The organism is Halomonas sp. GT (assembly GCF_002082565.1).
Taxonomy (GTDB): Bacteria; Pseudomonadota; Gammaproteobacteria; order Pseudomonadales; family Halomonadaceae; genus Vreelandella.
Genome location: NZ_CP020562.1, coordinates 961,830 through 987,659, shown reverse-complemented (window position 1 = coordinate 987,659; position 25,830 = coordinate 961,830). Strand labels below are relative to the sequence as shown.

22 protein-coding genes and 1 pseudogene are annotated in these 25,830 nt (G+C 53.7%); 9 read left to right on the top strand and 14 right to left on the bottom strand.

Annotated features, from left to right (window positions below):
• Positions 1 to 5: 5 nt before the first annotated feature.
• The 8 genes from B6A39_RS04560 to B6A39_RS04525 form a co-directional block, all read right to left on the bottom strand.
• Positions 6 to 701 carry a glutathione S-transferase family protein gene (locus B6A39_RS04560; protein ID WP_083001809.1) on the bottom strand — a complete coding sequence of 232 codons (696 nt, stop codon included), beginning with the start codon at positions 699 to 701 and terminating at the stop codon, positions 6 to 8.
• A 108-nt stretch (positions 702 to 809) separates the two neighbouring features.
• Positions 810 to 1,583: an enoyl-CoA hydratase-related protein gene (locus B6A39_RS04555; protein WP_035565515.1), complete on the bottom strand. Its 774-nt coding sequence runs from the start codon at positions 1,581 to 1,583 to the stop codon at positions 810 to 812.
• A 121-nt stretch (positions 1,584 to 1,704) separates the two neighbouring features.
• Positions 1,705 to 2,553, bottom strand: coding sequence for a 3-hydroxybutyryl-CoA dehydrogenase (locus B6A39_RS04550; protein WP_083001807.1), 849 nt, complete (start codon positions 2,551 to 2,553; stop codon positions 1,705 to 1,707).
• A gap of 18 nt (positions 2,554 to 2,571) precedes the next feature.
• A complete protein-coding gene (locus tag B6A39_RS04545) occupies positions 2,572 to 4,203 on the bottom strand; it encodes an acyl-CoA synthetase (RefSeq protein WP_083001805.1) in 1,632 nt (543 codons plus the stop codon).
• Between the two features lie 46 nt (positions 4,204 to 4,249).
• The gene (locus tag B6A39_RS04540; RefSeq protein ID WP_083001803.1) at positions 4,250 to 5,623 is read right to left on the bottom strand and encodes a solute carrier family 23 protein; all 1,374 of its coding nucleotides are present in this window, start codon (positions 5,621 to 5,623) and stop codon (positions 4,250 to 4,252) included.
• Between the two features lie 198 nt (positions 5,624 to 5,821).
• Positions 5,822 to 7,612 (bottom strand): acyl-CoA dehydrogenase, encoded by a 1,791-nt coding sequence (locus tag B6A39_RS04535; RefSeq protein WP_083001801.1) that lies wholly within the window; start codon positions 7,610 to 7,612, stop codon positions 5,822 to 5,824.
• A 162-nt stretch (positions 7,613 to 7,774) separates the two neighbouring features.
• On the bottom strand, positions 7,775 to 9,145 hold the full coding sequence (locus tag B6A39_RS04530) for an MFS transporter (RefSeq protein WP_083001799.1): 1,371 nt from the start codon (positions 9,143 to 9,145) through the stop codon (positions 7,775 to 7,777).
• Positions 9,146 to 9,296: 151 nt separating this feature from the next.
• Complete coding sequence (locus B6A39_RS04525) at positions 9,297 to 9,935, bottom strand: class I SAM-dependent methyltransferase (RefSeq protein WP_083001797.1); 639 nt, start codon at positions 9,933 to 9,935, stop codon at positions 9,297 to 9,299.
• Positions 9,936 to 9,975: 40 nt separating this feature from the next.
• Between B6A39_RS04525 and B6A39_RS04520 the strand changes: the two genes are divergently transcribed.
• The 4 genes from B6A39_RS04520 (at position 9,976) to B6A39_RS04505 (ending at position 12,144) form a co-directional block, all read left to right on the top strand.
• A complete protein-coding gene (locus tag B6A39_RS04520) occupies positions 9,976 to 10,359 on the top strand; it encodes a VOC family protein (protein ID WP_083001795.1) in 384 nt (127 codons plus the stop codon).
• 87 nt (positions 10,360 to 10,446) lie between these two features.
• Entirely contained in the window at positions 10,447 to 10,839 is a 393-nt protein-coding gene (locus tag B6A39_RS04515) for a DUF4870 family protein (RefSeq protein WP_083001794.1), read from the top strand.
• A 3-nt stretch (positions 10,840 to 10,842) separates the two neighbouring features.
• Positions 10,843 to 11,775, top strand: a complete 933-nt coding sequence (locus B6A39_RS04510; protein ID WP_083001792.1) for a lysophospholipid acyltransferase family protein — start codon at positions 10,843 to 10,845, stop codon at positions 11,773 to 11,775.
• An 18-nt stretch (positions 11,776 to 11,793) separates the two neighbouring features.
• Entirely contained in the window at positions 11,794 to 12,144 is a 351-nt protein-coding gene (locus tag B6A39_RS04505) for a DUF4870 family protein (protein WP_083001790.1), read from the top strand.
• A 14-nt stretch (positions 12,145 to 12,158) separates the two neighbouring features.
• Here B6A39_RS04505 and B6A39_RS04500 read toward each other — a convergent pair whose 3' ends face one another.
• Together B6A39_RS04500 and B6A39_RS04495 are read right to left on the bottom strand one after the other, a co-directional pair.
• On the bottom strand, positions 12,159 to 13,568 hold the full coding sequence (locus B6A39_RS04500; protein ID WP_083001789.1) for a mannose-1-phosphate guanylyltransferase/mannose-6-phosphate isomerase: 1,410 nt from the start codon (positions 13,566 to 13,568) through the stop codon (positions 12,159 to 12,161).
• Positions 13,565 to 15,178, bottom strand: coding sequence for an alkaline phosphatase (locus B6A39_RS04495; protein ID WP_083001787.1), 1,614 nt, complete (start codon positions 15,176 to 15,178; stop codon positions 13,565 to 13,567). Before B6A39_RS04495 ends, B6A39_RS04500 begins: the two co-directional genes overlap by 4 nt.
• Before the next feature lie 176 nt (positions 15,179 to 15,354).
• Between B6A39_RS04495 and B6A39_RS04490 the strand changes: the two genes are divergently transcribed.
• Genes B6A39_RS04490 through B6A39_RS04475 form a run of 4 tightly spaced genes read left to right on the top strand, consistent with a single transcriptional unit; the run spans position 15,355 to position 20,464 of the window.
• Positions 15,355 to 16,884: a glucan biosynthesis protein gene (locus tag B6A39_RS04490; RefSeq protein ID WP_083001786.1), complete on the top strand. Its 1,530-nt coding sequence runs from the start codon at positions 15,355 to 15,357 to the stop codon at positions 16,882 to 16,884.
• Positions 16,877 to 18,856 carry a glucans biosynthesis glucosyltransferase MdoH gene (gene mdoH / locus B6A39_RS04485; protein WP_083001784.1) on the top strand — a complete coding sequence of 660 codons (1,980 nt, stop codon included), beginning with the start codon at positions 16,877 to 16,879 and terminating at the stop codon, positions 18,854 to 18,856. The genes B6A39_RS04490 and mdoH overlap by 8 nt, the downstream gene beginning before the upstream one ends.
• Positions 18,856 to 19,638: an FkbM family methyltransferase gene (locus B6A39_RS04480; RefSeq protein ID WP_083001782.1), complete on the top strand. Its 783-nt coding sequence runs from the start codon at positions 18,856 to 18,858 to the stop codon at positions 19,636 to 19,638. Before mdoH ends, B6A39_RS04480 begins: the two co-directional genes overlap by 1 nt.
• Positions 19,639 to 19,675: 37 nt before the next feature.
• Positions 19,676 to 20,464 (top strand): creatininase family protein, encoded by a 789-nt coding sequence (locus B6A39_RS04475; RefSeq protein WP_083001781.1) that lies wholly within the window; start codon positions 19,676 to 19,678, stop codon positions 20,462 to 20,464.
• On the opposite strand, the gene ribA is transcribed toward B6A39_RS04475, so the two are convergent.
• On the bottom strand, positions 20,461 to 21,564 hold the full coding sequence (gene ribA / locus B6A39_RS04470) for a GTP cyclohydrolase II RibA (protein ID WP_083001779.1): 1,104 nt from the start codon (positions 21,562 to 21,564) through the stop codon (positions 20,461 to 20,463). The two genes, B6A39_RS04475 and ribA, sit on opposite strands and share 4 nt — an antisense overlap.
• 64 nt (positions 21,565 to 21,628) lie before the next feature.
• Here ribA and B6A39_RS19035 point away from each other — a divergent pair, with 64 nt between their 5' ends.
• Positions 21,629 to 22,486 carry a RibD family protein gene (locus tag B6A39_RS19035; protein WP_332308479.1) on the top strand — a complete coding sequence of 286 codons (858 nt, stop codon included), beginning with the start codon at positions 21,629 to 21,631 and terminating at the stop codon, positions 22,484 to 22,486.
• A 78-nt stretch (positions 22,487 to 22,564) separates the two neighbouring features.
• On the opposite strand, the pseudogene B6A39_RS19030 reads toward B6A39_RS19035, so the two are convergent.
• From B6A39_RS19030 to B6A39_RS04455, 3 genes and pseudogenes are all read right to left on the bottom strand, one after another.
• Positions 22,565 to 23,446 (bottom strand): annotated as a pseudogene (locus B6A39_RS19030) (lysylphosphatidylglycerol synthase transmembrane domain-containing protein); the annotation flags it as partial.
• A 4-nt stretch (positions 23,447 to 23,450) separates the two neighbouring features.
• Positions 23,451 to 25,433, bottom strand: coding sequence for a glycosyltransferase (locus B6A39_RS04460; RefSeq protein ID WP_083001775.1), 1,983 nt, complete (start codon positions 25,431 to 25,433; stop codon positions 23,451 to 23,453).
• On the bottom strand, positions 25,430 to 25,828 hold the full coding sequence (locus B6A39_RS04455) for a 6-pyruvoyl trahydropterin synthase family protein (protein ID WP_009722429.1): 399 nt from the start codon (positions 25,826 to 25,828) through the stop codon (positions 25,430 to 25,432). The genes B6A39_RS04460 and B6A39_RS04455 overlap by 4 nt, the downstream gene beginning before the upstream one ends.
• Positions 25,829 to 25,830: the final 2 nt, after the last annotated feature.

Sequence of the window (25,830 nt, the reverse complement as noted above, 5' to 3'; positions counted from 1 at the left end):
GTACGCTAAACCGCGCGGTAATCGTTTAATAAAAGGCCGTTTTTAAACGTGTCCTGCTCGTGCATTGGCTCACGCCAAGTTTCTGCCAATGCTGCTTGGTACCACTCCTCCATCGCCGGAAGTGCAAGTAGACGCTGACCATAAGCCAATGATGCATCGCTCAGCGGCAAGTTAAACGTCTGTACCCGAAATGCGACGGGGGCGTAAAACGCATCCACAGCTGATAACTGCCCCCCTGCCAGAAAGGGGCCACCAAAGCGTTCAAGGCCTTCCTGCCATAGCGTATCAAGCCGTGCCAAATTGTTGCTTAGCCCTGCTGAAAGCTCTTTAAGCCCAACACGCACGCCGCAGTTCATTGGACACTCAGCGCGCAGTGCACCAAACCCGCTGTGCATTTCAGCGCTGGCACAACGTGCCCAGGCGCGTGCTGCTTTGTCTTCCGGCCACACACCTGGGTACGTTTCAGCAAGATACTCAACAATAGCCAACGAGTCCCATACCGTCACCTCATCATCCGAATCCACCAAACATGGCACCAAGCCAGAAGGTGAGAAACGCGTAAAGGTGGCATGACTGTCCCCCACTCCACCTTCAAATGGCATAACATGTTCATTGAAGGGGATATTCAGCGCCTTCATTAGCACCCAAGGGCGCAGCGACCAAGACGAGTAATTCTTGTTGGCAATATACAGATCAAACATGCAGCGCTCCTTGTGAATACCGACAACAGCTGAAGCCAACTATCGAGCACAAAAGAGGGGTGACGTAGCCGCCACCCCTTAAATGAGCAAAACTTAGTTAAGCACAGATTAGAAGTTGGGTTTGCGCTTTTCAACGAAAGCACTCATGCCCTCTTTCTGCTCTTCGCCAGCAAAACAGAATGCAAACAGGCTGGTTTCCAGCGCCAAGGCGCTATCAAGGTCTTGATCTAACCCATCGTGAACGGCTTGCTTCGCGCCACGCACTGATAGAGGGCCGTTGCCTTTAAGCTGCTTGGTGAGCTCTTCTACATAGCTTTCAAGCTCAGCCTGGGGCATGACACGGTTGACTAGCCCAATGCGCAGCGCTTCTTGAGCATCGATTTTTCGGCCAGTGGTTACTAGATCAATCGCCATGGCAGGCCCAACACGACGCGGCAACCGCTGGGTGCCGCCAAAACCGGGAATCACACCTAGCAACACTTCAGGCTGGCCGAAGACAGCGTTGTCGCTAGCTACTGCCCAGTCGCAGGCCAACGCCAATTCGCAGCCGCCGCCAAGGCAAAACCCGTTCACTAGCGCGACCACCGGCACGGGCAATGTTTCTAAGCGCTTAATAGTACGCAGTGCCTGGGTAGCAAAAGCACGCGCTTCTTCTGGCGTTTTATCGCGCATTTCGGTGATATCAGCACCGGCAACAAACGACTTTTCACCAGCACCGGTAATGATGACAGCGCGTAAACGTGGATGCGTTTCAAGCTCTACAAGATGAGCTTCTAAGGCACTCAGCACATCACTGTTCAGTGCATTCAACGCCTTAGGGCGATTAATCGTCAGACGTACCACACCGTCGTTATCAACTTTTTCAATCACTGCATCGCTCATACAGGCTCCTTAATTGTTATTACGCATTTAAAGTGAACACCTACCAACCCTAGCGAACGCTTGGTTGGTAGGCAATCACTTCTTTTGTCGCGCTTGACTGACCTGATGCGCTTACGCGTTCTCACTCGTATATATGAAAGCCGCGACCGCTCTTACGTCCCAGATACCCCGCATCCACCATGCGCTTTAGCAGCGGGCAGGGGCGATATTTAGGATCGCCAAACCCTTCTTGCAACACATTCATGATCGCCAGACAAACATCAAGACCAATCAGATCCGCCAGCGCCAACGGCCCCATTGGATGGGCAGCGCCAAGCTTCATCGCTTCGTCAATGGCCTCTGGCGTTGCGGTTCCTTCTTGAACAATAAAGGCGGCTTCATTAATCATTGGCACCAACAAGCGATTAACCGCAAAGCCCGGTGAATCACCAATCGGTACCGCTGTTTTACCCAGCGCTTTTGCCAACGCTTCTATGCGCTCAACGGTGGTATCAGAAGTCTGCTCAGCACGAATCACTTCCACTAATTTGAGCACCGGCACTGGGTTAAAAAAGTGCATGCCCACTACCCGCTCAGGACGTTCGCACACGGCAGCCAACCGCGTTAGCGAGAGCGACGAGGTGTTAGAGGCAAGAATAGCATCGCTACTTAAATGACTCAGATCACGAAACAGCTTCTCTTTCAGCGCGGGTTGTTCTGGTGCGGCTTCAATAATAATACCGCAGTCACTCAACGCTTCGAGATCAGTGGTCGTGGAAAGCCGCGCCAGTGCTTCTTGCTTAGCCGGCTCGCTCATTTTTTCTTTTGCGACCAGCTTGCCAAAGCCTTTATCAATATTGCCTTGGGCGCGGGTAAGCTGCTCATCGGCGACATCAAAGAGACGAACCGTAAAACCACTGGCAGCGACGACCTGAGCGATCCCCTGCCCCATGGTGCCTGCTCCCACTACACCGATTGGTTGTTCACTCATCGTTATTTATCCCCTGAATCAGTGCTGTTTCGCTTCTTCGCGCAAAACAAATTTTTGAATTTTGCCCGTAGACGTTTTTGGCAATTCGCTAAAAATGATTGTCTTCGGTACTTTGAAGCTCGCTAAATGCTCTCGGCAATGAGCAATAATGTCGGCTTCAGTAATTTCACCATAACCGATTTTTAATTTAACAAACGCGCATGGAGTCTCGCCCCACTTTTCATCAGGCTTGGCCACAACGGCGGCTTCTTCTACTGCAGGGTGGCTATAAATGGCATCTTCTACTTCAATAGTGGAGATATTCTCACCGCCAGAAATGATGATGTCTTTAGAGCGGTCTTTAATTTCGATGTAGCCATCCGCATGCCAAACCGCGAGATCGCCGGTGTGATACCACCCTCCTTCCAGGGCTTTCTCAGTGGCTTCGGCATTCTTCAGATAGCCCTTCATTACGTTGTTGCCGCGCATCAAAATTTCACCAATGGTCTGACCATCTTTCGCGACGGGCTCAAGGGTCAACGGGTCGGCGACACAAAGCGCTTCAAGCATGTGGTAACGCACTCCTTGACGCGCCTTAATCTTGGCACGGGACTCCAGCGGCAACTCATTCCATGCTTCACGCCAAGCGCACACCGTCACCGGGCCATATACCTCTGTTAACCCGTACACATGGGTCACTTCAATGCCGAGTTTCTCAACGCCAGCAATGACTGATGCAGGCGGCGCGGCACCTGCTGTGGTCACTTTCACGGGATGATCAAATTCCCGCTTCTGATCAGCTGGCAAGTTCACAAGGCCGTTCAGTACAATCGGCGCACCGCTGAAATGCGTGACCTTCTCATCCACAATCAGGTCATTAATCCGCTTTGGATCAACTTTGCGTAGGCACACGCTAACACCGGCGTTAGCGGCAATTGTCCAGGGGAAACACCAGCCGTTACAGTGGAACATCGGCAAGGTCCAGAGATAGACCGGATGATGCGGCATGGCCCACTCTAAGATATTGCTGACCGCGTTTAAGTAGGCGCCACGGTGATGGTAAACCACCCCTTTGGGCTTACCCGTGGTGCCCGAGGTATAGTTCAGCGAAATCGCTTGCCACTCATTTTCAGGCAGCTTGTAGGCATAGTCAGCATCACCTTCGGCGAGCAATGCTTCGTACTCAACCTCACCAATACCTTGAGTTTCGCCTAAAAACTCCAGATCGAAAACGTCAATAATCAGCGGTTTATTGTCTAATAAGGCAACGGCTTCGTTGATGACCTGTGCAAACTCAGGATCAACAAGAACAGCTTTCGCTTCACCATGGGCCAGCATGTAGCTGATGGCTTCGGCATCCAGGCGAATATTCAAGGTATTGAGCACACAGCCTGCCAGAGGCACCCCAAAATGGGCTTCAAACATCGCCGGAATATTAGGCAGCATCGCCGCTACCGTTTGGCCGGGCTGAAGACCGCGCTTTTCAAGCGCTGACGCCAATTGCCGACAGCGAGTCCATGTTTCTGCCCAGGTGCGGCGTGTTGTGCCATGCACCACCGCAGGGTAATCAGGATACACCGCCGCCGAACGCTCAATAAACGTCAACGGAGAGAGCGGTACATGGTTAGCAACGGTGGGCGGCATGCCCTGCTCAAAAATGGATGCGTTCATAAATCACCTTTTATGTTGATCGTTTTGGTGTTGATCATCTTTATCGTTAGCGCTGATCTTGCTCTTCCGCGTCTTGGCTAGACGAAGGCTCACGCCCGAGCATATTTGTTTTTTGCACTAACACGTACAGTACGACCCCGGCGGCTAACCCCCACCCTGCACCATATACCGCCAGCACTACGGCCATCGTGCCTGCAACGCCACGCTCAGCAGTGGTTTTAGTCTGTTCAATACCCACCATTAAGCAAATATAGCCAGTCAGCAGCAGAGTAAGCGAGAGCGCAATGGGCAGCACCGGCTGAAACATGCTGACCAATGGCAGGGTAAACAGCGCAATAAAGCCGGTAATCCAGAACGTGCCACCGCCGCTATAAATCGATTCCATTGCATGTCGGCCATTCTTATAACGCTCAGCCATGGTGGCCGTTACAGCAGTCCAGATCGGGCCCGCCAAGCCAGGATAGGGAGCAAAAAAAGCATGCATACCATTGCGAATAGCGGTGACGTGGTGGATACGATCCGTGCTGTAGTCGATTTTTTCATCGGTACGAATATGGTCAACACGAGACATCAACGTCCGCCCGACGACAATATCGCCGAACGCGATGACGTAGGCGATCACCGCAGTGGGTATGGCCAGCATAAAGACATCAACGCCAGGAAAGCCGACTGTAAAAGGTAGGTAGTTCCACATCTCGATGAAGTTCGGCTGGGTAATCCCCCACTCAATAGTAGGACGTGGGTACTCACCAATCGCCCAAGCCACCAGGATCGCAATAATCATGCCTGGCACCATGCCGTAGTTGGCAATTTTACGCATGATCGCGTGTTCTTCTACCCAGCGCTTAAAGGCCACCGAAAAAAGCATAAATATGGCAATTAACATACCAGCGATTAATGATACCGGGGTCTCAGCTAAGCGCCCGCCCTGCTGTATTTCACCCGTAATAGCCGCGATGCCTGCACCAATAATAATGCCTGCCTGAAGGGAGTTAGGAACCAAGTGAACCAGCTTACGACCCAGCCCGGTTACCCCTAAAATTAAGAAAATCAGAAAGACCAAGAATTGAAGTGCAAACAACGCCTGAATAGCCTCTGGGCCTGGCTCAAAATCTCCTAGGAAGGCCAACACCACCGGCACTGCGGGCGTTATCCAACCAGGCACCATTGGCACGCCTAGCAAGGCAGGAAGCATAAAGCCGACGCCGCACACCACCACATAAGCCAAGGCAACATCATAAGGTAAGCCAAGGTACTGCTCTAAAAGCGGAATCATCGCCAGGCTAACCACAAACATGATGAGCCCTTGAATCATCTCCGCCATTTCCCAGCGATAATGGACAAAAGGTAGTCGCACTTTAAACGGCCCCAGGGGCCAGTATGGCTGCTCTTCGCCGTGCTGGCGGTGCTTAAGTTGCATGAAATGCTCCTTGGTTTGAGTCATTAATGTTGTTGTGAACCAGAAAAAAGAGTTAGCGTGACGATACGCACAAGCGTACTGACGCGGTTAAGCACAACGATACGTTTTAAAACGATCGTTTCACTGCGTATTAACGTAAGCCGCCGACCCAATAGGCCGGCGGAAATGAGTGGTTAAAGCACTTGGCGTTACAGTGTTTTATGGGGTTAATTCAAAATCACTCAAACACTGCATACCCGCTTCGATAACCGCGCGTTGCGCGCGACCAACAGGCAGCCATTGCGTGATAACAAAGTTGGCGCTGGATAACTTGGCGCGATAAAACGGCTCATTGCTGCCTTGTTGCAGCGCACTGGTCGCGTGAAGGGCAGCGTTACCCATTTGCCAAGCGCATAGCACATGGCCAGCTAGATTCAGCAACGGCGTTGCATAGGCCTGCACAGCATCCGGGCCAGTCTCAGGGTCACTGCCTTGTTCAAGCACAAGCTGCATAGCAGTACGAAGATCGTCGGCACCGACCGCTAGCGCACTGCCCATACGCGCAAGGCTAGGCTCAGAACGCATTGTCTCAGCGGTTTTTTGCACCTCATCAATTAGCGCAGATAACGCAGCACCACCATCACGCTGTAACTTACGTCCCGCCAAATCGAGGGCCTGAATGCCATTCGTACCCTCATAAATAGGCGCGATTCGTGCATCTCTAAGTAGCTGAGCGGCTCCTGTTTCTTCCACATAGCCCATACCGCCATGTACCTGAATACCCATTGAGGCGATATCCACGGCTTGGTCGGTAGAAAAGCTTTTGACGATAGGAATCAGTACATCGGCGCATGCTTGGGCAGTTTGGCGCTCGGTGTCACTTTCACTGTGTCGGGCAAGGTCAAGTTGGCCAGCGCAGTAAAGCGCCAGAGCACGAAGGGCATCGGTGCGGCCGCGCATTGAGAGCAGCATCCGGCGCACATCTAAGTGGTCGCTGATCGTACATTCGTTACCACCGCGAGATTTAGGTGCTCGCCCCTGAGTGCGATCCAAGGCGTAAGCAAACGCATGCTGGCAAGCACGCTCAGCCACCCCAATACCTTGAATACCTACTTTGTGGCGAGCTTCATTCATCATGGTGAACATGTGGTTAAGGCCACGTCCCTCTTCACCCACTAGATAGCCGATAGCGCCGTCGTTTTCACCAAAGCTTAAGGTGCAGGTAGGCGAACCATGAATGCCCAGCTTATGTTCGATAGAGGCGCAGGTGACGTCATTGCGCTCGCCCAACGAGCCGTCTGCGTTAACCAGGAACTTCGGCACTAGGAACAGCGAAATGCCCTTGTTACCTTCCGGCGCATCGGGTTTTCGCGCTAGCACGAGGTGAATGATATTTTCAGCGGCGTCGTGTTCGCCCCAGGTGATATAGATTTTTTGGCCGCTAATGCGGTAATGGTCGCCTTCGGGGATGGCTTTGGTACGTACTTTAGAAAGGTCGGAGCCTGCCTGAGGCTCTGTCAGGTTCATGGTACCTGTCCAGGTACCTTCAACGAGCTTGGGGAGATAAGTCGTTTTTAGCGTTTCACTGCCATGATGCGCCAGCGCTTCGATTGCGCCTGCCGTCAGCATGGGGCAAAGGCCCAGGGCCATATTGGCACCGTGAAGCATTTCTTGAACGGCACTGGCGACTACCTCAGGTAGGTTTTGTCCGCCTAACGCTTCAGAAACACCAATGCCGTTCCAGCCGCCTTCTACATACGCCTGATAGGCCGCTGCGAAACCCTCTGAGGTGGTGACACTGCCATCGGTGTGGCGCTTAGCACCTTGTCGGTCACCGACACTATTTAGCGGCCCCCACACATCGCCTGCAAGCTTTGCTGCCTCTTCCAGCACCGCCTCAACTAAGTCGGGCGTGGCTTCTTCGAAGCCTGGCAGTCCCAGCGAGCGGTGCGCAAGTAACTCTTCGAGTACAAAACGCAAATCGCGTACCGGCGCAGCATAATAATTCATGGCGAAACCTCAGAGAAAATCGGTGATAAATAGCAATTAGCAAAAACACTATCATGAATAGTAGTTTCACTACTTTCATCACACCATTAGCCCAAGGTCTCACCTGCTGAATTAACATCAGTCCTCTATCTGCATTTTTGTCTCAGTTTCACCCAGTTCTCGTTATCGACGCACCTCAGTTTCCACATCATCGTAATAAACAATATGCGTTTGATCTTCTGAGGGGGGCCCAACGATGGGTTCAACAGCATCAACGTCAGGTATAACATCAGAGAGGTCTTCCAGATGCTCGTGCTCGAGCGCACCTTGCATCAGTTCCTCAGTAACCACTAGCTCGGCACCTGCTGCTGTCATCGGCGTTGTCGGTGTAAAGGGAGCAACAGGAACTGGCGCAGGCCGAACACTGCGTCGCCAGCTGAAAAATAAAACAAAAAACAGGCTCAGCGAGCCAAACGCCCAGAACAGCCCGGCATCGCCCATGGCGGTCATTACCGGGGATATCATTAGCGGGCTGATAGTAGCCCCAATAGAGTTGATCAATAGCAGGCCCTGGCTCATGCGTACCAGCGCTCCCGCAGGAGCACGGTCGGCGGCATGGCTAACCGCCACCGGGTAAAGCGCAAATACACCGCCACCCAGTAAAAACAGCAGCGCCGCCAGCAAGGGGGTCGACATCGGAAGCCATATCATGGCCGCGGAAATCACCACACAGAAGGCGCTGATGGCGATCAATACGATTTGTCGGTCGTGACGGTCAGACCAGCGTCCAATCGGGTACTGAAGCAACATGGCACCAAGAATCACGACGGCCATCATTTGCCCCACCTGGTTGACGCTCATACCAATGCGCTGCAAATACAATGGCAACAGGGTGTAGGCGGCAGCCACCACCATGCCAGAACCTAAACTCCCCATTACCCCTGTTGGCGTCATCGTAATCAAGCGATGTGGCGGTAGCGGCTCAGCGTGTTCCATAATAGGCGACACCCGCGGAATCATTGCCATGGGCAACACCGATAACGATGCCAATAGGCCAATCACCATAAAGGGAGCTGTCACCCCCATGGCACTGGTGACACCCAATAGCAACTGACCAAGTACACCCGCGGCATACAGCGAGATCATATACATCGCTAGCAATCGGCCACGTACTTTTTGATCGCCTGATGTCAGCAACCAACTCTCAATCACTAAGTAAACGCCCACCGTGGCCCAGCCGCCAATTAAACGCAGCACAAACCACGCCCAAGGGTCAAAAAACAGCCCTTGCAGTAACACCGTGACAGCAACCAGCGAGGCAAAGCTGCCATAAGCGCGAATGTGGCCTATACGCAGTAGCAAACGGTCATTAACCAATGCACCTAGCGCTAAGCCAATAAAGTAAGCCGAGGAGACAATGCCAATCACCGTTGCCGACTCGCCCGCAGCGTCCAGCCGTACCGTGATCAGCGTGGCGAGAAAGCCATTGCCAATCCCAAGAATAAACAGCCCTAATAAGGGCGCTAGCGCCATGGCTAGCAGTTGCCGCGACATGTATACCTCACCTTGCCTGAATAAAGAGCAGTTAGCCGTTAGCTCGCCTATCTCAAGCACGCCTATCACATCAAGCAGGCAGAAAACGGGCGCGCAATTATTGCCTTGAATGTCACAAAGTCAATGCTTTTTCATAGCTGGGGTATGTAAATTAGTGTTTTTTAAATATTGCTGTGTCATTGCCAGGAAATTCCACTATTAAACCCTGTTTATCTGCCCACCAGCGAAACGTCGCTTCGCTGAAAAAGCACACATGCGTCGGGTCGTTTATATAGTGCCAGCGGGCAAACGCCTCTGGGGTACTGACACGCTTTGTCATTACCCCAAGATAGCCCCCTGGGACTAATTTCTCGACCAATTGACTAAGCTCTTTGCCTGGCATCGCAAGATGCTCTAACACCTCGGTGGCAGTAATAAAGTCGTACTGATGGTTGAGTACTTCAACGTCTGGGGCATAAAAAAAATCGTAAACCGTCATCACGAACCCCGCCTCTTCAAACATCACCGACAGCGTAGGCCCTGGGCCACAGCCAAAGTCTAGCCCATGGGCATCTTGTGGCAGCTTAGCCACTAGCGGTGCAAATAAACGCCCCAAAAAATGCCGATATCCCGTATCATGCGGCGAATTCTGGTGCTGGTCGTACTCTGCTTTTTCTTGACATGCATCTAAATGCTGCTCGGCAGGCACAAACACCAAGGCACACGTGGCACACTGGTAGTAATCGCGGCGACGGTCTTGGTGATATAGCGTCGAGTGAGGCGTATTGCATAGCGGGCAGCGTCGCATCATCGTATTCTCATGTTTTACGTTTGTTTTTAAGGAAAGTGGCATGCTCTCAGGTTTGGACCATCTTGTTGTTACGGTGACTGATATGGGTCGCGCCGTGGATTTTTACTCCCGAGTGCTTGGGTTAGACGTGCGCTACCGAGACGCGCAGCGGGTTGATCTTATGCTCGGCGACACGGCACTGCGTCTGCATCAAACCGATACCGACATTGCGCCTGTTTCTGCCACCCCTACCCCAGGCAGCCTGGATTTATGCCTGCGCTGCCAATTGCCGCTGGATGAGTTCAAACAGCACTTGGATGCACTCGCTATTGACGTAGAGCTTGGTCCGGTTGCCCGCCAAGGCGCTAATGGTCCAATTGAGTCGATTTACTTACGCGACCCGGACGGTAATTTGCTAGAAATTTGCCGACCTGCTGCCCGCTAATGATAAGCCGCGCCAGCCGCGCTATCATAGCGCGCTTAAGCGGCGTCTTCAGGGATGCCTCATGGCGAATAGCAAAAAGGATCGGTTATGCGCGACGATGCCAACAAAGCACCTTTAGAAGGTGAAGTAATTAGCGAAAATACGCCCTCAGAACAGCCAGACACCACCATGGCAATGGTGATTTACGCACTTTATTTGGCAAGCTTTTTGGTAGGATTTACCTCTCTGGTCGGCATCGTTATCGCCTATGTCTATCGTGGTAAAGGCCCTAAATGGTTAGATGAACACTACCGTTACCAGATCCGTACGTTTTGGATTGGGCTGCTCTACGGCAGCATTGCCACGTTGCTAACGTTTATTCTGATTGGCATCCCCATGCTATTGGCGTTGGCTATATGGTTTATTGTTCGCTGTGTGAAAGGCTTTAAGGGTCTGCAGGAGAAGCGTGCGCCAACCAACGTTGATAGCTGGTTCCTGTAGCTTATGACAGAACAGTCACCTTCTAAAAAATCACGCCTCCAAGCACGTGCCATTACAGCCCTTTGGAAGCTACTGGCGCGTTGGCCACTTGGCGCGTTATGGCGTATTGCCGTGCTGCTAGGTCCGCTGGTCTATCGCTTTAGCAAACGAGAGCGCCAGGTGACGGAAATCAATTTGGAAGTGGTCAACCCAGAAGCCACTGCCCGCCAGCGCAAAGCGCTTGCCATACAAAGCCTGCGCCACTCGGCAGCAACGATGCTGGAACTTGGCCATGCCTGGATGGCTGCTCCCGAAAAAGTAGAGGCCAGCATTTTATCGGTTCATGGCCGAGATAAACTAGACAGCGCCCGAGCCAATGGCCGCGGCGTCATCGTACTTGCTCCGCACTTTGGTAACTGGGAAGTGCTTAATTTTTGGCTCTCCAGTCACTTCCCTTTCACCGCCATGTACGAGCCACCCAAAATTGCCGACCTTGAGCCTATTATTCGCCATGGCCGTGAGCGCATGGGAGCCAGCTTGGTACCCACCAACGCCAGGGGCGTTGCTGCCCTTCTCAAAGCACTTAAGCGCAGCGAAGCCATTGGCATCTTACCGGACCAAGAACCGAACTGGGGCAGCGGTGTATTCGCCCCCTTTTATGGGCGAGATGCCTACACGGCAACACTGCTACCGAAACTGGTCGCCCGCACTCAGGCAAGGGTAGTCACCGGCGTTGCCTTACGGGTGCCCGGCAAGGGGTTTGAAATTCATTTCCTTGACGCCGATGAGCAGGTTTACAGCGCCGATGATGTGGTCTCAGCCACTGGTGTTAATGCCAGCGTAGAAGCATCAATTGCACTTGATCCAACGCAGTATCAGTGGGAATACAAACGCTATCGCAAAGTCATAGAGCAACAACAAGGGCTGGCAAACGCCAAAGAATTTCGGATTTACTAACGGGTAACGAGGTAATTTATGACCCAGCGTTATAGTCCCAAAGAGGAAACGCGCCCACCCCAGATCATTTACGCGCTCTACTTAGCAGGTCTAGTAACGGCCAATGTTACGCTATTGATTGGCGTTATAGTCGCTTACGTGTATCGCAAAGAGGCAGCGCCGTGGTTGCAAGCTCACTACCGTTACTTGATCCGTACTTTTTGGATAGGCTGCCTCTACTTTTTCGTCACCTTTACCCTTAGTTTGATGTTAGTAGGCACATTGCTATGGCCACTATTAATCGTGTGGCTTGGTGCGCGCTGTATTATTGGCTGGGTCGCAGTGCGCCAGGGAGAGCCCCCGGCTCGTCCTAACAGCTGGCTCTGGTAATAAGTATCCACCCCCTATTCATCACTGTGCCGAGCATATACATCATCTAATCGCTCGATATCATCTTCTCCTAAATAGCTGCCCGACTGGACTTCGATCAACTCCAACGGAATTTTTCCAGGGTTCTCCAGCCGGTGTAGCGCACCAATAGGGATATAGGTGGACTGGTTCTCACTGACAAGGAAGGTCCGCTCGTCGACAGTGACTTGGGCGGTACCACTCACGACGACCCAGTGTTCAGCACGGTGGTGATGACGCTGCAGCGAAAGCCGCCCTCCAGGTTTCACCGTGATGTGCTTCACTTGGTAGCGCTCGCCACTATCCATGGCCTGGAAGCTTCCCCAAGGTCGATGAACTAACGGCGCAGCATGGGGTTCACGTCGACCCATTTGAGTGAGTGATGCCACCAGCTGTTTAACCTGCTGAGCCTGATCGCGGTGGGCAACGAGCACGCTGTCGGATGTTTCCACCACGATCAGATCTTCAACACCGAGCGTTGCCACCAGTCGGTGCTTAGCAATAACAAGCGAGCGTTGCGTGTTGGTCAGGATCCCGTCACCGTTAATCACATTGCCAGCTTTGTCGGGCGCTTGCGCTGCCCATAACGCATCAAAGCTACCAATATCGCTCCATTGGGCATCCAACGGAACCACCGCTGCGTGGTCACAATGCTCCATGACGGCGTAGTCGATTGACTCTGCCGGAGATGAGCAAAATGCAGCTTCACCTAAACGTAAAAAGTCCAAGTCACGATGAGCGTCGTCAACAGCCTGTTGGCAAGCTACCAGCATGGCTGGCTGCAAACGTTCGAGCTGAGACAGGTAAGTGGATGCTTGCAGTAAAAACATACCGCTATTCCACAGGGTCTTGCCTGCGTCTAAAAGATGCTGGGCACGCTCTGCGCTAGGTTTCTCGATAAATGAAGCTATCTCGTGACCACCGCCTAAAGGGCGGCCGCAGGCAATATAGCCATAGCCTGTTTCTGGATAGCTAGGGACCACGCCAAACGTAACGAGATACCCTTGGGCAGCAAGCGGTTCTGCGCAAGCGACACTGTGAGTAAACGCTGCTACATTGCCGATAACGTGGTCTGCTGGAAGTACAAGTAGCAATGGATCCTCGCCCGCTTGACGTGCTAATAGCGCAGCGCAGGCAATTGCCGGTGCCGTGTTACGCCCTTCTGGCTCTAACACCAACGTTCCTTGTAGACCGCTCTCCCGTAACTGCTCCGCCATTAAGAACCGATGAGCATGGTGTCCCATCAACATCGGCGGCTGGGCATCTAATCCTGCCAAACGCGCAAGCGTTTGCTGCAGTAGGCTTTGACAAGACGTTAAGCGTAAGAACTGCTTTGGCATCTGCTCACGAGAGAGTGGCCAAAGCCGCGTACCACTACCACCGCTAAGGATGACGGGCTGGATCATGGTGTCTCCCCTGTCGTTGACAAAGAAGAGGTTAATGCTGGCGTGCCAAAGTCTTGCTGTAACCAATGACGCAGCTGGCTCATTTTCGCGGCCTCCTCTGGGCTTTCCAGTGACGGCAGCATGCCATCAATAAAACCACGTGCCTTAAAAGGTTCTAAGAGTCGGGGGTCACCGCTAATCACATGGACTGGCACTGCTGCACTGGCGTTGTCGCCAGTAATCAGCGGTGCCGCCTGATGGTCTCCAAGTACAATCAATAGAGTCTTGTCATCAACTACTCGCTCAGCCCAGCGTCCTGTGACCTTCACAGCGTAGTCTATTGACCACGCGTAATGGTCGCGGATACGCTCAATATCCTGCCAAAGCACTTCTGGCGGATCGCCGGCCTCCTCCCAGGGGGCGAAAACACGCCCATCGCCTATCATCGACCAGTCTTCGAAAACGGGCAGAATGGGTGTCCATGGCGCGTGGCTAGAGATAAGTGCGAGTTGCGCGAATACCGGCGCCTCACCTAATAAATGTCGCTGGGTGTAATCCAGAGTGAACTGATCGGGCATCGTGACCCAGTTCAGCGGTGGGCCTACATAGGGTAAATCTTTCGCTGCTGCAATCTCATCAAATCCGTAGGCCAACCCTTCTGGCCAAGCCAATGTAATGGCAGGCATGACACTGAGCGTCCGCTGCCCAGTGCTACTAAAATCACTAATAAGCGTTGAATGATCGCTCTCCAGCATCAGCCGATACCATAGCTGGTTATCAATCCAGCGCCCGCTTAGTGCCGTGGCATGGGCAAGCCAAGACTGCCCCCCTCGAATAGGCGCTTCTAGCAACCCCGAAACAGCGTGTAGATCGCGCTGTCCCAAACGTCGCTGTATGTCATCTAGCGTAGGAAGTACGACACTGCTGTAGCGAGAATCATTAATGGCCGACACACCATAAGATTCAATAAAAGTTAATAAGACGTTGCGCCCTAACAAACCAGGCAATGGTCTGGGCTCCAACGGTGTATTCTGCAACTGTTCGGTAAACGCTACTCTCGCCCGATGGGTCGCCACCACCTGCTCCCACTGGAAACGCGTGGTGTTAACAGCAGGCAGCGTTGTTTTAGCGACTAATCGCTTGCCGTTAGCCTCGGAAATCGCAAAACCTGCTGTCGTGATCATGACGAAGATGGCTAAAGCACCTGGAGCACTCCACACCGATAAAGGTTGAGCAGGCAGCAGCAAACGCAGCATCACCCATAAGCTACCTAGCAGGGCCACAGTGCCCAACAACATCAGGAAAGTTGCTGCCAGTTGACCTACATTACCTACTAGCAAATGGTAGATGGAGCGCACCAAGGGCACGTCTAGATAGAGGTTAAGTGATCGCCCAAACGCGGTGTGTGTCGCGGCATCACCTAGGTTGGCTGCCGATACCAAAGCAAGCCAACATACCAACAAAATAGCCAACCAGCCACGTAAGCTACCAGGACGAATAAGCAGCATTATGGGGGCTATAAGCCATGCTTCCCAAGCAATTAGAGGAGAGCCAATCTCACCGAAACGCCACCAAAGCGGCAATACCAGTAGAAAGTTGAGCGTTATACATGTGAGTAGAAGACGGAGCATCAGCGCTTCAACAGCATAGCAATCACCTAAACATTACACGCTTAATGGAGTTTAAAGCTTGCACACGACCATAAAAATCATATACCAATAGACTCAATGGTATAACTTTTGTTGAAATATTTCATATACTGATTTTATGGTTACCACGTTGGCATGCAATCGAAAGGAACTCGCCCATGAGTGTTCGTACTGCAGCAAAATGGATGTTGTCATTCAACTGCCTGATCGCCTTTTCTGCGGTTGCTAACGATGATGATGTTTTTGACCACGTTATTGAGCGTGCCCAGACCTTGGCCGATGCGCCTTATCACCCCCCAAATGAGACGCTTCCCAGCGCTTTGAAGTCGTTAGATTACGACCTATATCGACAAATCCGTTTCAATCCCGAGCGAGCCTACTGGCGCGATGAAAGCCCTTTCAGTATGCAGCTATTTCATAGCGGATTTATATTTCAAACACCCGTCACTATTAATGTGATCGACAGCGGTGACGTTGAACCACTCTCTTTCTCGGCAGATAACTTTCAGTACGATGGTGATGCCAACCGCCTGTTAGAGCATGATTTAACAGGAAGCGGTCATGCAGGCTTTAGGCTTCACTATCCTATCAATAATGATGATTATGCCGATGAATTTGCTGTTTTTCTTGGCGCAAGCTACTTCCGTCTAGTAGGACGCGACCAAGCCTACGGCCTTTCTACCCGCGCGCTTGCTATTGATACCGCATTAGCCAGTGGTGAAGAGTTCCCTGAATTTCGCGAATTCTGGCTTTATAAGCCTGATGAAAACTCTGACAGCATTACACTTCTCGCACTCCTGGATAGTCCGTCGCTAAGCGGCGCTTACCGCATTACGTTAACGCCGGGCGAGAGCACCGAGGCAGATGTAGAAGCAACGCTGTTTGCACGTTCTGATATAGAAAAGCTAGGGGTTGCACCGCTCACCAGCATGTTCACCTTTGGGGAAGCCAGCACCGAACGACCTGACGACTTTCGTCCTCAAGTGCATGATTCTGATGGTTTGCTAATACACACGGGGGCCGACGAGTGGATTTGGCGGCCGTTGCAAAATCCCTCATCAGTTCGCGTATCAGCGTTTGTGGACAATGCTCCTTCTGGGTTTGGTTTAATGCAACGGGAGCGAGATTTTGTTCGCTACCTGGACCTTGAAGCACACTACCACCGCCGCCCCAGCCAGTGGGTAGAGCCACTTACTGACTGGGGGCCAGGGCATGTGGAGCTAGTCGAGATCCCCACGCCAGATGAAACTCACGACAATATAGTGGCTTATTGGGTGGCCGAGGAGGCGCTCACTGCTGGCGAATCACGCCACCTTCACTATCGAACGTTTACGCTCAATGAACAGCCCGAGGCTAATTCACTGGGCAAGGTTGTGCGCACACGCCATGGAAGCGCAGCGGTTCCAGGCGAGGCCGACTCCCCCTCTGCTGATCAGCGGCAATTCATCGTCGATTTCCAGGGCGGCAAACTGGATGACCTGACATCAAACGAGCCAATCGAGCTGGACATTAGCGTGCAAAATAGCGAGGCATTACTACCTCAAGTCAAAACACTACCCAATAACGGACAACGGGCTACTTTCCGATTACCCCCCGGTAGCGAGCCCAGAGATATCCGGCTACGGCTGATGGTTGAAGGAGTGCCCATTACTGAAACCTGGAATTACGTGTGGTACCCCGATGCCTGATCTCCACGCGTTGCGGCCTTCGATGCCCTGGCTTAACGGTCGCCGAGCCTTCCTTGCTTTCACGGTGTTAGCCACAAGCATCGGTGGCTGTATCGCAATGGCGAAAGTCGTTGCCAACCTTGCCATTGGTTGGCAGCTCACCATGTTGATCCTATTTGCATTAACGTTTACTTGGATAGCGCTGGCTTTCTGGGGAGCACTGTGTGGCTTTGTGCTTTGTGCGCTACGTCGCGATCCACTCAGCTTACGTCGCCAAGCCATTGTGAACCCCAATGCCAGCCTGCTAGTCAGCCGCACCGCACTCGTAATGCCTATTTATGCAGAACCTCCTATCCCTACCATTGCGGGGCTAGAAGCAACGTGTCGTTCACTTCTCCAGCAAGCAGAAGCGTATGGTGCAGGAACACCCAGTGCTATCAACAAATACTTTGAAGTGTTCGTGTTGAGCGATACCCAAGAGTCGGCCATGGCAGACATCGAAGCGGCCCATGTGGCTGCCTTGCAACAGCGCCTTGCCGGACAGATAGCCGTTCATTATCGGCGACGCCCTAATAATGACGGCCGAAAAGCAGGCAATATTGCAGAGTTTTGTCGCCGCTGGGGCCGCCGCTATGACTACTTGGTGGTGCTAGATGCCGACAGCCTAATGAGTGGCGCTACGCTACTGCATTTAGTGCATCGGATGCAGCGCCAACCCAGCGTAGGCCTTATTCAAACGGTACCTATTCCCGTTGGCCAACGTACCCTATTTGGCCGTTTTACCCAGCTAGCCTCAGCACTTTACAGCCCGATGTTGGCAGCGGGCCAAAGCTTCTGGCAGGGCGATGCGGCGAATTACTGGGGCCACAATGCAATTATTCGCACACGCGCCTTTATGGCCCATGCAGGGTTACCTATCCTTTCAGGTAAGCCACCGCTGGGAGGGGAACTATTAAGCCACGATTTCGTCGAAGCGGCTCTCCTGAAACGGGGCGGCTGGCAGGTGTTACTGGACACTTCTGCGACCACCGCCGTATCGCGTCATAACCCTTACGCTAGCGCGTCACACAACAGCTTTGAAGCCATGCCGAGCAACATGCTCGACTTTGCCAAGCGTGACCGGCGCTGGCTTCAGGGCAATCTGCAGCACTTACGCTTACTCACCGGTGCAGGGTTTCACCCGATTAGTCGACTCCACTTTTTATTCGGCGCGTTTGCCTACCTTTCTTCGCTTGTTTGGCTTGGGCTTCTACTCTGCACCAGCCTCATGGTGGGGTATCAAGCCATTGAGACTACGTCAAACCCACCGTTGCCTGAAGCCCTCTCTTTGGGGCTGTTAAGCGTAACGCTGTGTATGTTGATTGCGCCCAAGCTGCTGGGTCTATTATTGACGTTCTGGCAATGTCCCCATGCGTATGGCGGGCGACTCAAGCTTGTCACCAGCACGTTATTAGAAATTCTGTTTGCTGCTTTGATTGCACCACTAATGATGGCGTGGCATAGCTTATTTATCATCAACGTATTGATTGGCCGGGCCATTGACTGGCAAACCCAACACCGGGGAGAGCGTTCGCTAAGCTGGCGAGAGACATGGCACCACACTGGGTGGATGACGCTGTGTGGTATCGCTTGGGCAGGTACAATGATGCTTTTTTCACCCTCTGCGTTTGGTTGGCTAACTCCCGCATGGCTGGGGCTGATTGGAGCCGCGCCGTTGGTGAAATATTCCAGCAGTGCCACCTGGGGAAGCGTCATTAGCCGCAAGTTCGGCTTACTGCAAACGCCGAGTTCAGCACAACAACCACCTCTTTTGGAGGACTTTGCCGCGTTAGAAAGCCGCAGTCATCAATCCAGTGCCACCTTATCTCACCCGTCGCTAACACTTTCTCTAGCGCTTCCCCAAGAACAGCCAGGCGATATGCCCTGCCAATCGTTTCGCTATCACGCTCAAACAGCAACTGAACATGCACCATCCGTTAAGGAGCCTTACTAATGCCTTCTGCTTTTTTTGATCGGCTCCGCAGTGCCAGCGGTATGGCGCGTTCACTGTTTATTTACTGGCGGCCAGGAAGGCAAAGGGGACTAAAGCAGTTATATCGTCCGTTTATTCAGCCGGGCGATATCGCTTTTGATATTGGCGCTCACTTAGGTGACCGCAGTGCCGCCTTCCACGCGCTAGGTGCTAAGGTAGTGGCATTAGAACCACAGCCAGCACTGGCCAAATGGTTTAAACGGATACTCAATCGACCGAACATTACACTCTTACCACTGGCCGCTGGGCCGCAGCCCGGCCATGCGGATATTGCTATTAGCGTTAGCAACCCGACCCTCTCTACCCTAGCGACCGAATGGCGACATCAGGTGGGCGAACGAAACCCTGGCTTTCAGCGCGTGCAGTGGGAACAGCAGCTAAGAGTGGAAGTCACTACACTGGATCAGCTTATCGCCACTTACGGCGAACCAAGCTTTATAAAAATTGATGTTGAAGGGTTTGAAGCAGAGGTACTGATGGGGCTTAACCTCCCGGTAGCAGCGCTTTCGGTAGAGTTTGTTGCGGGCGTGTTAGAGGTCAGCCATGCCTGCGTTAAACAGCTGTCACGTCTTGGCGACTACCGTTTCAATGCAATTGCCGGTGAGCAGCGCCACTTCCGCTGGTCAACCTGGCAATCCCCTGAAACCATTACCCAGTGGCTCAATGATGGCGTCGACGGCTTAGCCTCTGGGGATCTCTACGCCTGCCGCACCGACCATCCGCTGTTAAACGCATCCGCATAAGTCTTTAAAACACGGGCTTCAAAACAAGAGAACTTACATGATTTATCACTGGCAAACCCTCACCGCCCCCCAACTCGCCAAGATTGCCGCAAGTGATCCAGTTGCAGTGATCACCCTGGGAGCCATTGAGCAGCACGGTACGCATCTTCCATTAGGTACCGACCTGATCATTGGTGAAGGGTTACAAGCCGCCATGTTAGACATGATTGACCCAGCACTCGACGTGCTGTGTCTGCCAGCAATTGCCGTCGGTGCGAGCGACGAACACGCCAGCTTTGCTGGAACGCTTAGCCTACCCGCTCCACTCGCCATCGCGACATTAGAGGCTTACGGCGAAAGCATTGCCCAGGCAGGTATAAAAAAGCTGGTGTTGATTAATAGCCACGGCGGCAATAAAGCCGTGATGGACCTTGCCGCGCTGACACTACGCAAGCAATTTGCAATGCGCGTAGTGAAAGCCACTTATACACGCCTTCCGCCACTGGAAGGTGCTATCAATGCCGATGAGCTGCGCTACGGGTTGCATGGCGGGCTGCTGGAAACCGCCATCATGCTGCATTTAGCACCTGAATTTGTGCAGCTCGACAGCTACCAGCCCACACCACCGGCAATACCTAAAGGTGGCGCACTGGTCAGCCCAGAAGGTAGCGCCGCGTTTGCCTGGCTTGCCGAGGACCTGAGTACGTTCGGCGTTGCCGGTGATGCAACGGATGCTCATGAAGCATTAGGTGAACGGTTAGTAAGGCACTACGCCACTCAATTAGCGCAGGTGGTGGCCGAAACCGCCCACCTGCCACCGCTTATCACGCGTAAAACCTCAGATTAACGCCCACGACCTTCAAGCACTTCGTCTAAGAAATGCCCTGCTCGGTTAGCTTTGGCGCTTAGGTAGCGGTGATTATGATCCGTTACACTGCCGTAAAGCGCCTGACGTGAGACGACCTCAATCCCCCCTTCACGCAGTGCTGCCATTTTTAATGGGTTGTTGGTCAACAGCTGAACTTTATCGATCTCTAGCGCATTGAGCATATCCACCGCAACAGCGTATTGGCGCTCGTCGTCGCCAAACCCTAACACTTGGTCGGCATCGACGGTGTCTAAACCGCCATCTTGCAAAGTGTAAGCGCGCAGTTTATTGGCGAGACCAATCCCCCGCCCTTCTTGTGCCAAATAAAGCAGCACGCCGCCACCCATCGCTTGAATATCGGCCACTGCATTACGCAACTGTTCGCCACAGTCACAGCGCAGGCTGCCGAATAGGTCACCGGTGAGGCAAGCCGAGTGCATGCGCAAAGGAACCGCCCCAGGAATGGTATCCAGATCGCCAATCACCACGGCCACATGCTCTCGCAGGCCATCAGGTTCGCGAAACAGCACGAAGCGACTCTCAGGCGCATCTTCAAGAGGAATACGCGCTTCACTGACACGCTTTAGCATCCCCGGCGCACCGGCTAAACACTTCTCTGCATCCTGGGCATTAACTTCTAACAGCTCGCCTTTTGCTAGCTGCTGAGCAATAGGCTCGACGGATGCCGCACTGACCTCAGCGCACAGCGCCGCCGGTATCAACAGCGCGCGACGCATCAGTGCCACAGCGCCTCTCTCTCCCACGCCAGCAGGCTTCAGGCCGCTTAACAGTGAATGGGCCTTCGACGCTTCATTGGATACAGCAAGGTGGTGCAAGTCACGCTCACTGATTTGTTCGGTGAGCGGTAAGCAAGCCGCATCCGCCTTGAGCGACATGCCCATTGCCTCCAAACGATGACGCGTCAATACCAGCGCTGGCCGAGAGCCGGAGAGCTTCGCCAGTGAATCGACCGACACACTGCCTTCAAGTGCCTGTACCAACAGGCGTTGCTCTCCGGTATTAATCACCACGGGCAATCCACGGCGAATATCGAAAATAGCGCGTTCAATGTGATACATGTAGGCCTCCAAGTTGCCTGTTGGGGCGGACAACGTTTGCTTGCGTCGGGCAACATGGCCCCGCATGATGAGTTGCTGTTTTCTGAAGGGAGATACCATGCCTAGTACCAATGAAAAGATGATCGATATCGACCAAGCGTGGGCATGGTTGCTGGACGTTCAACAGGGCATCAGAAGTGACGCCACAATGACGCTTGATACCCATGGCGGCTGGCACTCTTCTATCACTGTTACAAGCGCCGCGCAGGAGCTGTTGACGTGTTTGCTGCCACTGGTGCGTCATTCGAGCTGGGTGGTTGCGCAACTGGGGCAGAGCCTGGATGGGCGCATCGCTACGGAAAGCGGTCACTCCCACTACATCAATGGCGTTGAAAGTTTGGTGCATCTGCACCGTCTGCGGGCGCTGGCAGATGCCGTAGTGATTGGCGCGGGTACGGCGAGCGCTGATAATCCCCAGCTCACAGTACGCCACGTAACGGGCAAGCACCCTACCCGAGTGGTGATTGACCCACGTGGCCGCGTGCCGGCTGATTTGGCGCTGTTCACCACGTCTACCGCACCCACGCTGCATCTCACCGGGCCAGAGGCAACGGTGGCGCCAACGACCGCCGAACACTGCGTGCTGCCGCTGGACACCAATGGTCAGTTCCGCCCCGCCGACGTTATTACCTGGCTGGCAGATCGTGGCCTTAAGCGGATATTGGTAGAAGGCGGCGGCGTTACTGTTTCGCAGTTCATTGAAGCGAACGCGGTTGACCGCCTGCATTTGCTGGTCGCGCCGCTGCTTATCGGTTCCGGCCGACCTGGGCTGCAGATGACGCCCATCGATACCCTTGAGAGCGCCCTGCGCCCGACGATGCGCTCTTTCCGGTGCGGGGACGACACGCTCTTCGACGTAGTGCTGAGCGGGCGCACTGCCTGACGGAGAACTGCATGGCGGAGAACTGGACGGCGTAGCGCGTGTTCGTGAAGCCAGCGCTGCCCAAATGCCTGGCAGACTACCCATCAGCACTAACACACCATAAGCCAGTGATATCGCCACACCTTGCGCCGAAGGCAAGCCAACAAACATCCAAATGCCTGCGGCGGCGCCTTCCCGTAACCCCCACCCGGCAATCGAAAGGGGTACCAGCATGGCAAGCAGTAACACTGGAGCCAACGCCAAAATATCTAATGTCGCCAGTTCAATGCCGATTGCCCGAGCCGCACAGACCATTACCAGGCCATAGCTAAGCACGATAGAAAGAGAAGAGATCAGTTGCCGTGGCCATACGTCACGCTGCAATAGCCCGCGGCGCATATCCTGCCCTAATGCAGCACACCAAGCGGGTAGCGTTACCGCCGAGCGCCGCAACCAGACCATCAGCGTCACACCTGCCACTATCACGATAACCGCTACGCCCGCCACTACCATCAAGCCACTGAAACCCAGTGCTGTTAGCCAGAGTGGTGACGTGAACAAGGCGATTAGTGTGTAAAGTGCAATCGCCAATTGCCCAGAAGCACGCTCAATCACCACCGCACGCCAAGCACTACCCTTTGAAGAAGACTGACGGGCATGGCGATGGGCACGACCTGCATCACCCAACACGCCGCCTGGTAGGAGTTGGTTAACCAATAACGCTAAGTAGTATTCCCGCAGTGCATAACGGTAGCGCAACGGCACGTCGATTAAGCCTGCCGTCAACTGCCAGCGCCACGCGCTCAGCATCACTTGCAGCACACTGATCAACAGCGCCAGAGCCATCCAACCCGGCGCAAAGCGCTGCACTTCAGCCATCACCGCGTCTGGCTCTACCCACAGGGCAACAGCGGCCAGCAGCCCTAAGCTCACTAACCCTTTTTGCACCCACGGGGTTCTCAGCCAGCGCCAGCGTCTCATGGGGTTAGCCCTCGTCCGCTGGCAGCGCCAGCAAGTCGCGGTGGCCCACCCAAATACCAATCTCGCCTTTGGCTACTTTACCTAGGCGCTCATCACGCCACTGAGCAATACGTGACGCCGCCTCTGGAGCCTGTTCGGTAGCAGCGCTCGCCCACCCTTCAACTAACGAGCACATTAAGGGGTACTGCGCTGGCTTGCCCGCCGCTAAGCGCCATGGTGTTTCAGCCTCAATAACACGATAACCGTGGTCAGCCATCGCTTTAACTAACGCGCTGTGAGCATCGCCGCCTAATGCTTCGCCTAAGCCCTTATCCCAACGCTGGTGCGCGTTGAACAGCTCACTGATCCAGCGATCGTCAAGGTCGTTCAGAGGTTGCTGCTGGGCATTGGTAAAGTACCATTCGCCAGTAATGCTTAGAGTGATAAGAAGCGCTTGCCGATGTTTAGCACACTGTGCAGCCAAGGCATCAATCCACTCTTGAGATACTAAATCGATCAGCGCAGATGCCGTCACTACGTCGCAGTGCGTAAGTGCTGGGTGGTCAAGCTGTTTAAGAGAAACACAGTGGGTTTCCACCTGGAGCGGTTCACCCTTACCCGTGTTCAATTTCCCGGTTCGCGAGTAGGCTTCATTAAGTAAGGCAGAATCATGGTCAATCAGCATCCAGCGCTGGGCATCTTGCAAGCGAGGCGCAAGAAACTGGCTATTACTTCCTCGTCCACAGCCTAAATCCGCCAGTATCACTGGCGAGGAAGCCTCTACTCGCGGCGCGGGCTCTTCTGTCTTAGATAGCTCGGTTCTCCGCTGATTTTCTGATAACCATCTCGCTAACGCATCCACCAACGCTTGGCTGCGCGAACGGGCGTCGACGGTTTCACGCAGCGATAACCAATCCGCTGCAAATTGGCTTCCCGCCGACAATGTCGAAGAGTGCTGCAGCGCCTCGGCAAACGCCTTTCCTGCAGCCTGCCAGTCACCCAAGCGGGCACGTGCAGCGGCGGCACCTGCACGTAGTTCAGTGCGTAGTGTCTCATCATGGCAGAAAGCCGCCAGCGCACTCGACAGCGCCTGAGCATCCCCCGGCGCTACGCTTATGCCAGCCCCTTTGGGCAAGGTATCCCGCAGCGCACCGCCGGTGGTGGTGATAACGGGCAAGCCATGGGCTAGCGCTTCAGTCACCACCATGCCGTAACCTTCATACCAAGAAGGCAACACCAGTGCATGAGCGTTCTGATAAGCGGCTTCCAGGGTTGCGGCATCACATTCGCCGTGAAGCGTTACCCCATCGCCAAGCTGATGGTTGTCGATCAGCGTTTGAACGCGATCCGTGAACACAGCATCACGCGCACCGCCAAAGCAGTCGCATCGCCAGTGTCCACGCTCAACATCCGCCAAGGCTTGAACTAAAATATCCTGCCCTTTACGCGGGGTAAGCGTTGCCACGCATAGCAGGCGGATAGGTTCGCTAGGTTTTGCCGCGGGGCTGATTGGAGCACGTTCAACCCCAGGCTCCACCACAGTGATAGAGGCACTAAATGGCAGCGCGTAATGTTCCGCCAATGCCCTTACGCGACGCTCAGTAAAACGGCTGGTCACAATCACTCTATTCACGTGCGCCAGCCCACGTAATTCACTACGGTGAAAACGCTGCTGTTCCATCTCATTCAAGCCCTGCTCATCGCCCAACGGATGATGCAGCAGCGCTGTGATATCCAGGCGCTCAGCGTGTACAGCCACTACCTTTGGCAGCGCCCCCATGGCCAGGCCGTCGATAATGACCCGCGCATGATTCTGCAACGCGGAAAGCGAATCGGCGAGCGACTGGGCGGCCTCATCATCGGCATCAGGAAAACGCCCAGACACCCCCACCACATTGATAACCAGCCCACGCTCGCGCAGTGCAGCGACAATATGGGCATCATAAATATACCCACCGGTACGCTGGTCTGGATCGCCAGCCACTATCAAGGTGAATGGCTGACTCATAGCGCCCCTTCATAGCTTGCCCACGCCACATGAGATTCATGCAGCTTGATCTCCATGTGCGTCAGCCCCTGAGCGGTGGTACCCATTTTTCCTGCTTTGATGGCAGCCGCCAGCTGGTCAAAAATCACCTTGGCCATAAATTCCGTGGTGGTGTTTTTACCGCTAAATTCGCTCACCTCATCAAGGTTGCGATAGTTGTAATCCGCCAGCACTTCTTTAACCGTCTCACTAGCCAAACCGATATCAATCACTAGACCATCCTGGTCAAGTTCAGGGCGCTGAAATACTACGTCTACTACATAGGTGGCGCCGTGGGTGCGTTGGGCAGGGCCGAATATTTCCCCATTAAAACTGTGGGCAATCATAAAATGGTCACGAACGCATAAACGGTACATAG

What these genes read in the sequence shown, in the direction of transcription:
- B6A39_RS04555 (WP_035565515.1), bottom strand. Translation starts at nt 1,583, where the DNA reads ATGAGCGATGCAGTGATTGAAAAAGTTGATAACGACGGTGTGGTACGT.
- B6A39_RS04515 (WP_083001794.1), top strand. Translation starts at nt 10,447, where the DNA reads ATGCGCGACGATGCCAACAAAGCACCTTTAGAAGGTGAAGTAATTAGC.
- B6A39_RS04495 (WP_083001787.1), bottom strand. Translation starts at nt 15,178, where the DNA reads ATGCTCCGTCTTCTACTCACATGTATAACGCTCAACTTTCTACTGGTA.
- B6A39_RS04510 (WP_083001792.1), top strand. Translation starts at nt 10,843, where the DNA reads ATGACAGAACAGTCACCTTCTAAAAAATCACGCCTCCAAGCACGTGCC.
- mdoH (WP_083001784.1), top strand. Translation starts at nt 16,877, where the DNA reads ATGCCTGATCTCCACGCGTTGCGGCCTTCGATGCCCTGGCTTAACGGT.
- ribA (WP_083001779.1), bottom strand. Translation starts at nt 21,564, where the DNA reads ATGTATCACATTGAACGCGCTATTTTCGATATTCGCCGTGGATTGCCC.
- B6A39_RS04545 (WP_083001805.1), bottom strand. Translation starts at nt 4,203, where the DNA reads ATGAACGCATCCATTTTTGAGCAGGGCATGCCGCCCACCGTTGCTAAC.
- B6A39_RS04505 (WP_083001790.1), top strand. Translation starts at nt 11,794, where the DNA reads ATGACCCAGCGTTATAGTCCCAAAGAGGAAACGCGCCCACCCCAGATC.
- B6A39_RS04460 (WP_083001775.1), bottom strand. Translation starts at nt 25,433, where the DNA reads ATGAGTCAGCCATTCACCTTGATAGTGGCTGGCGATCCAGACCAGCGT.
- B6A39_RS04535 (WP_083001801.1), bottom strand. Translation starts at nt 7,612, where the DNA reads ATGAATTATTATGCTGCGCCGGTACGCGATTTGCGTTTTGTACTCGAA.
- B6A39_RS04500 (WP_083001789.1), bottom strand. Translation starts at nt 13,568, where the DNA reads ATGATCCAGCCCGTCATCCTTAGCGGTGGTAGTGGTACGCGGCTTTGG.
- B6A39_RS04475 (WP_083001781.1), top strand. Translation starts at nt 19,676, where the DNA reads ATGATTTATCACTGGCAAACCCTCACCGCCCCCCAACTCGCCAAGATT.
- B6A39_RS04525 (WP_083001797.1), bottom strand. Translation starts at nt 9,935, where the DNA reads ATGATGCGACGCTGCCCGCTATGCAATACGCCTCACTCGACGCTATAT.
- B6A39_RS04530 (WP_083001799.1), bottom strand. Translation starts at nt 9,145, where the DNA reads ATGTCGCGGCAACTGCTAGCCATGGCGCTAGCGCCCTTATTAGGGCTG.
- B6A39_RS04560 (WP_083001809.1), bottom strand. Translation starts at nt 701, where the DNA reads ATGTTTGATCTGTATATTGCCAACAAGAATTACTCGTCTTGGTCGCTG.
- B6A39_RS19035 (WP_332308479.1), top strand. Translation starts at nt 21,629, where the DNA reads ATGATGAGTTGCTGTTTTCTGAAGGGAGATACCATGCCTAGTACCAAT.
- B6A39_RS04490 (WP_083001786.1), top strand. Translation starts at nt 15,355, where the DNA reads ATGAGTGTTCGTACTGCAGCAAAATGGATGTTGTCATTCAACTGCCTG.
- B6A39_RS04540 (WP_083001803.1), bottom strand. Translation starts at nt 5,623, where the DNA reads ATGCAACTTAAGCACCGCCAGCACGGCGAAGAGCAGCCATACTGGCCC.
- B6A39_RS04455 (WP_009722429.1), bottom strand. Translation starts at nt 25,828, where the DNA reads ATGTACCGTTTATGCGTTCGTGACCATTTTATGATTGCCCACAGTTTT.
- B6A39_RS04520 (WP_083001795.1), top strand. Translation starts at nt 9,976, where the DNA reads ATGCTCTCAGGTTTGGACCATCTTGTTGTTACGGTGACTGATATGGGT.
- B6A39_RS04480 (WP_083001782.1), top strand. Translation starts at nt 18,856, where the DNA reads ATGCCTTCTGCTTTTTTTGATCGGCTCCGCAGTGCCAGCGGTATGGCG.
- B6A39_RS04550 (WP_083001807.1), bottom strand. Translation starts at nt 2,553, where the DNA reads ATGAGTGAACAACCAATCGGTGTAGTGGGAGCAGGCACCATGGGGCAG.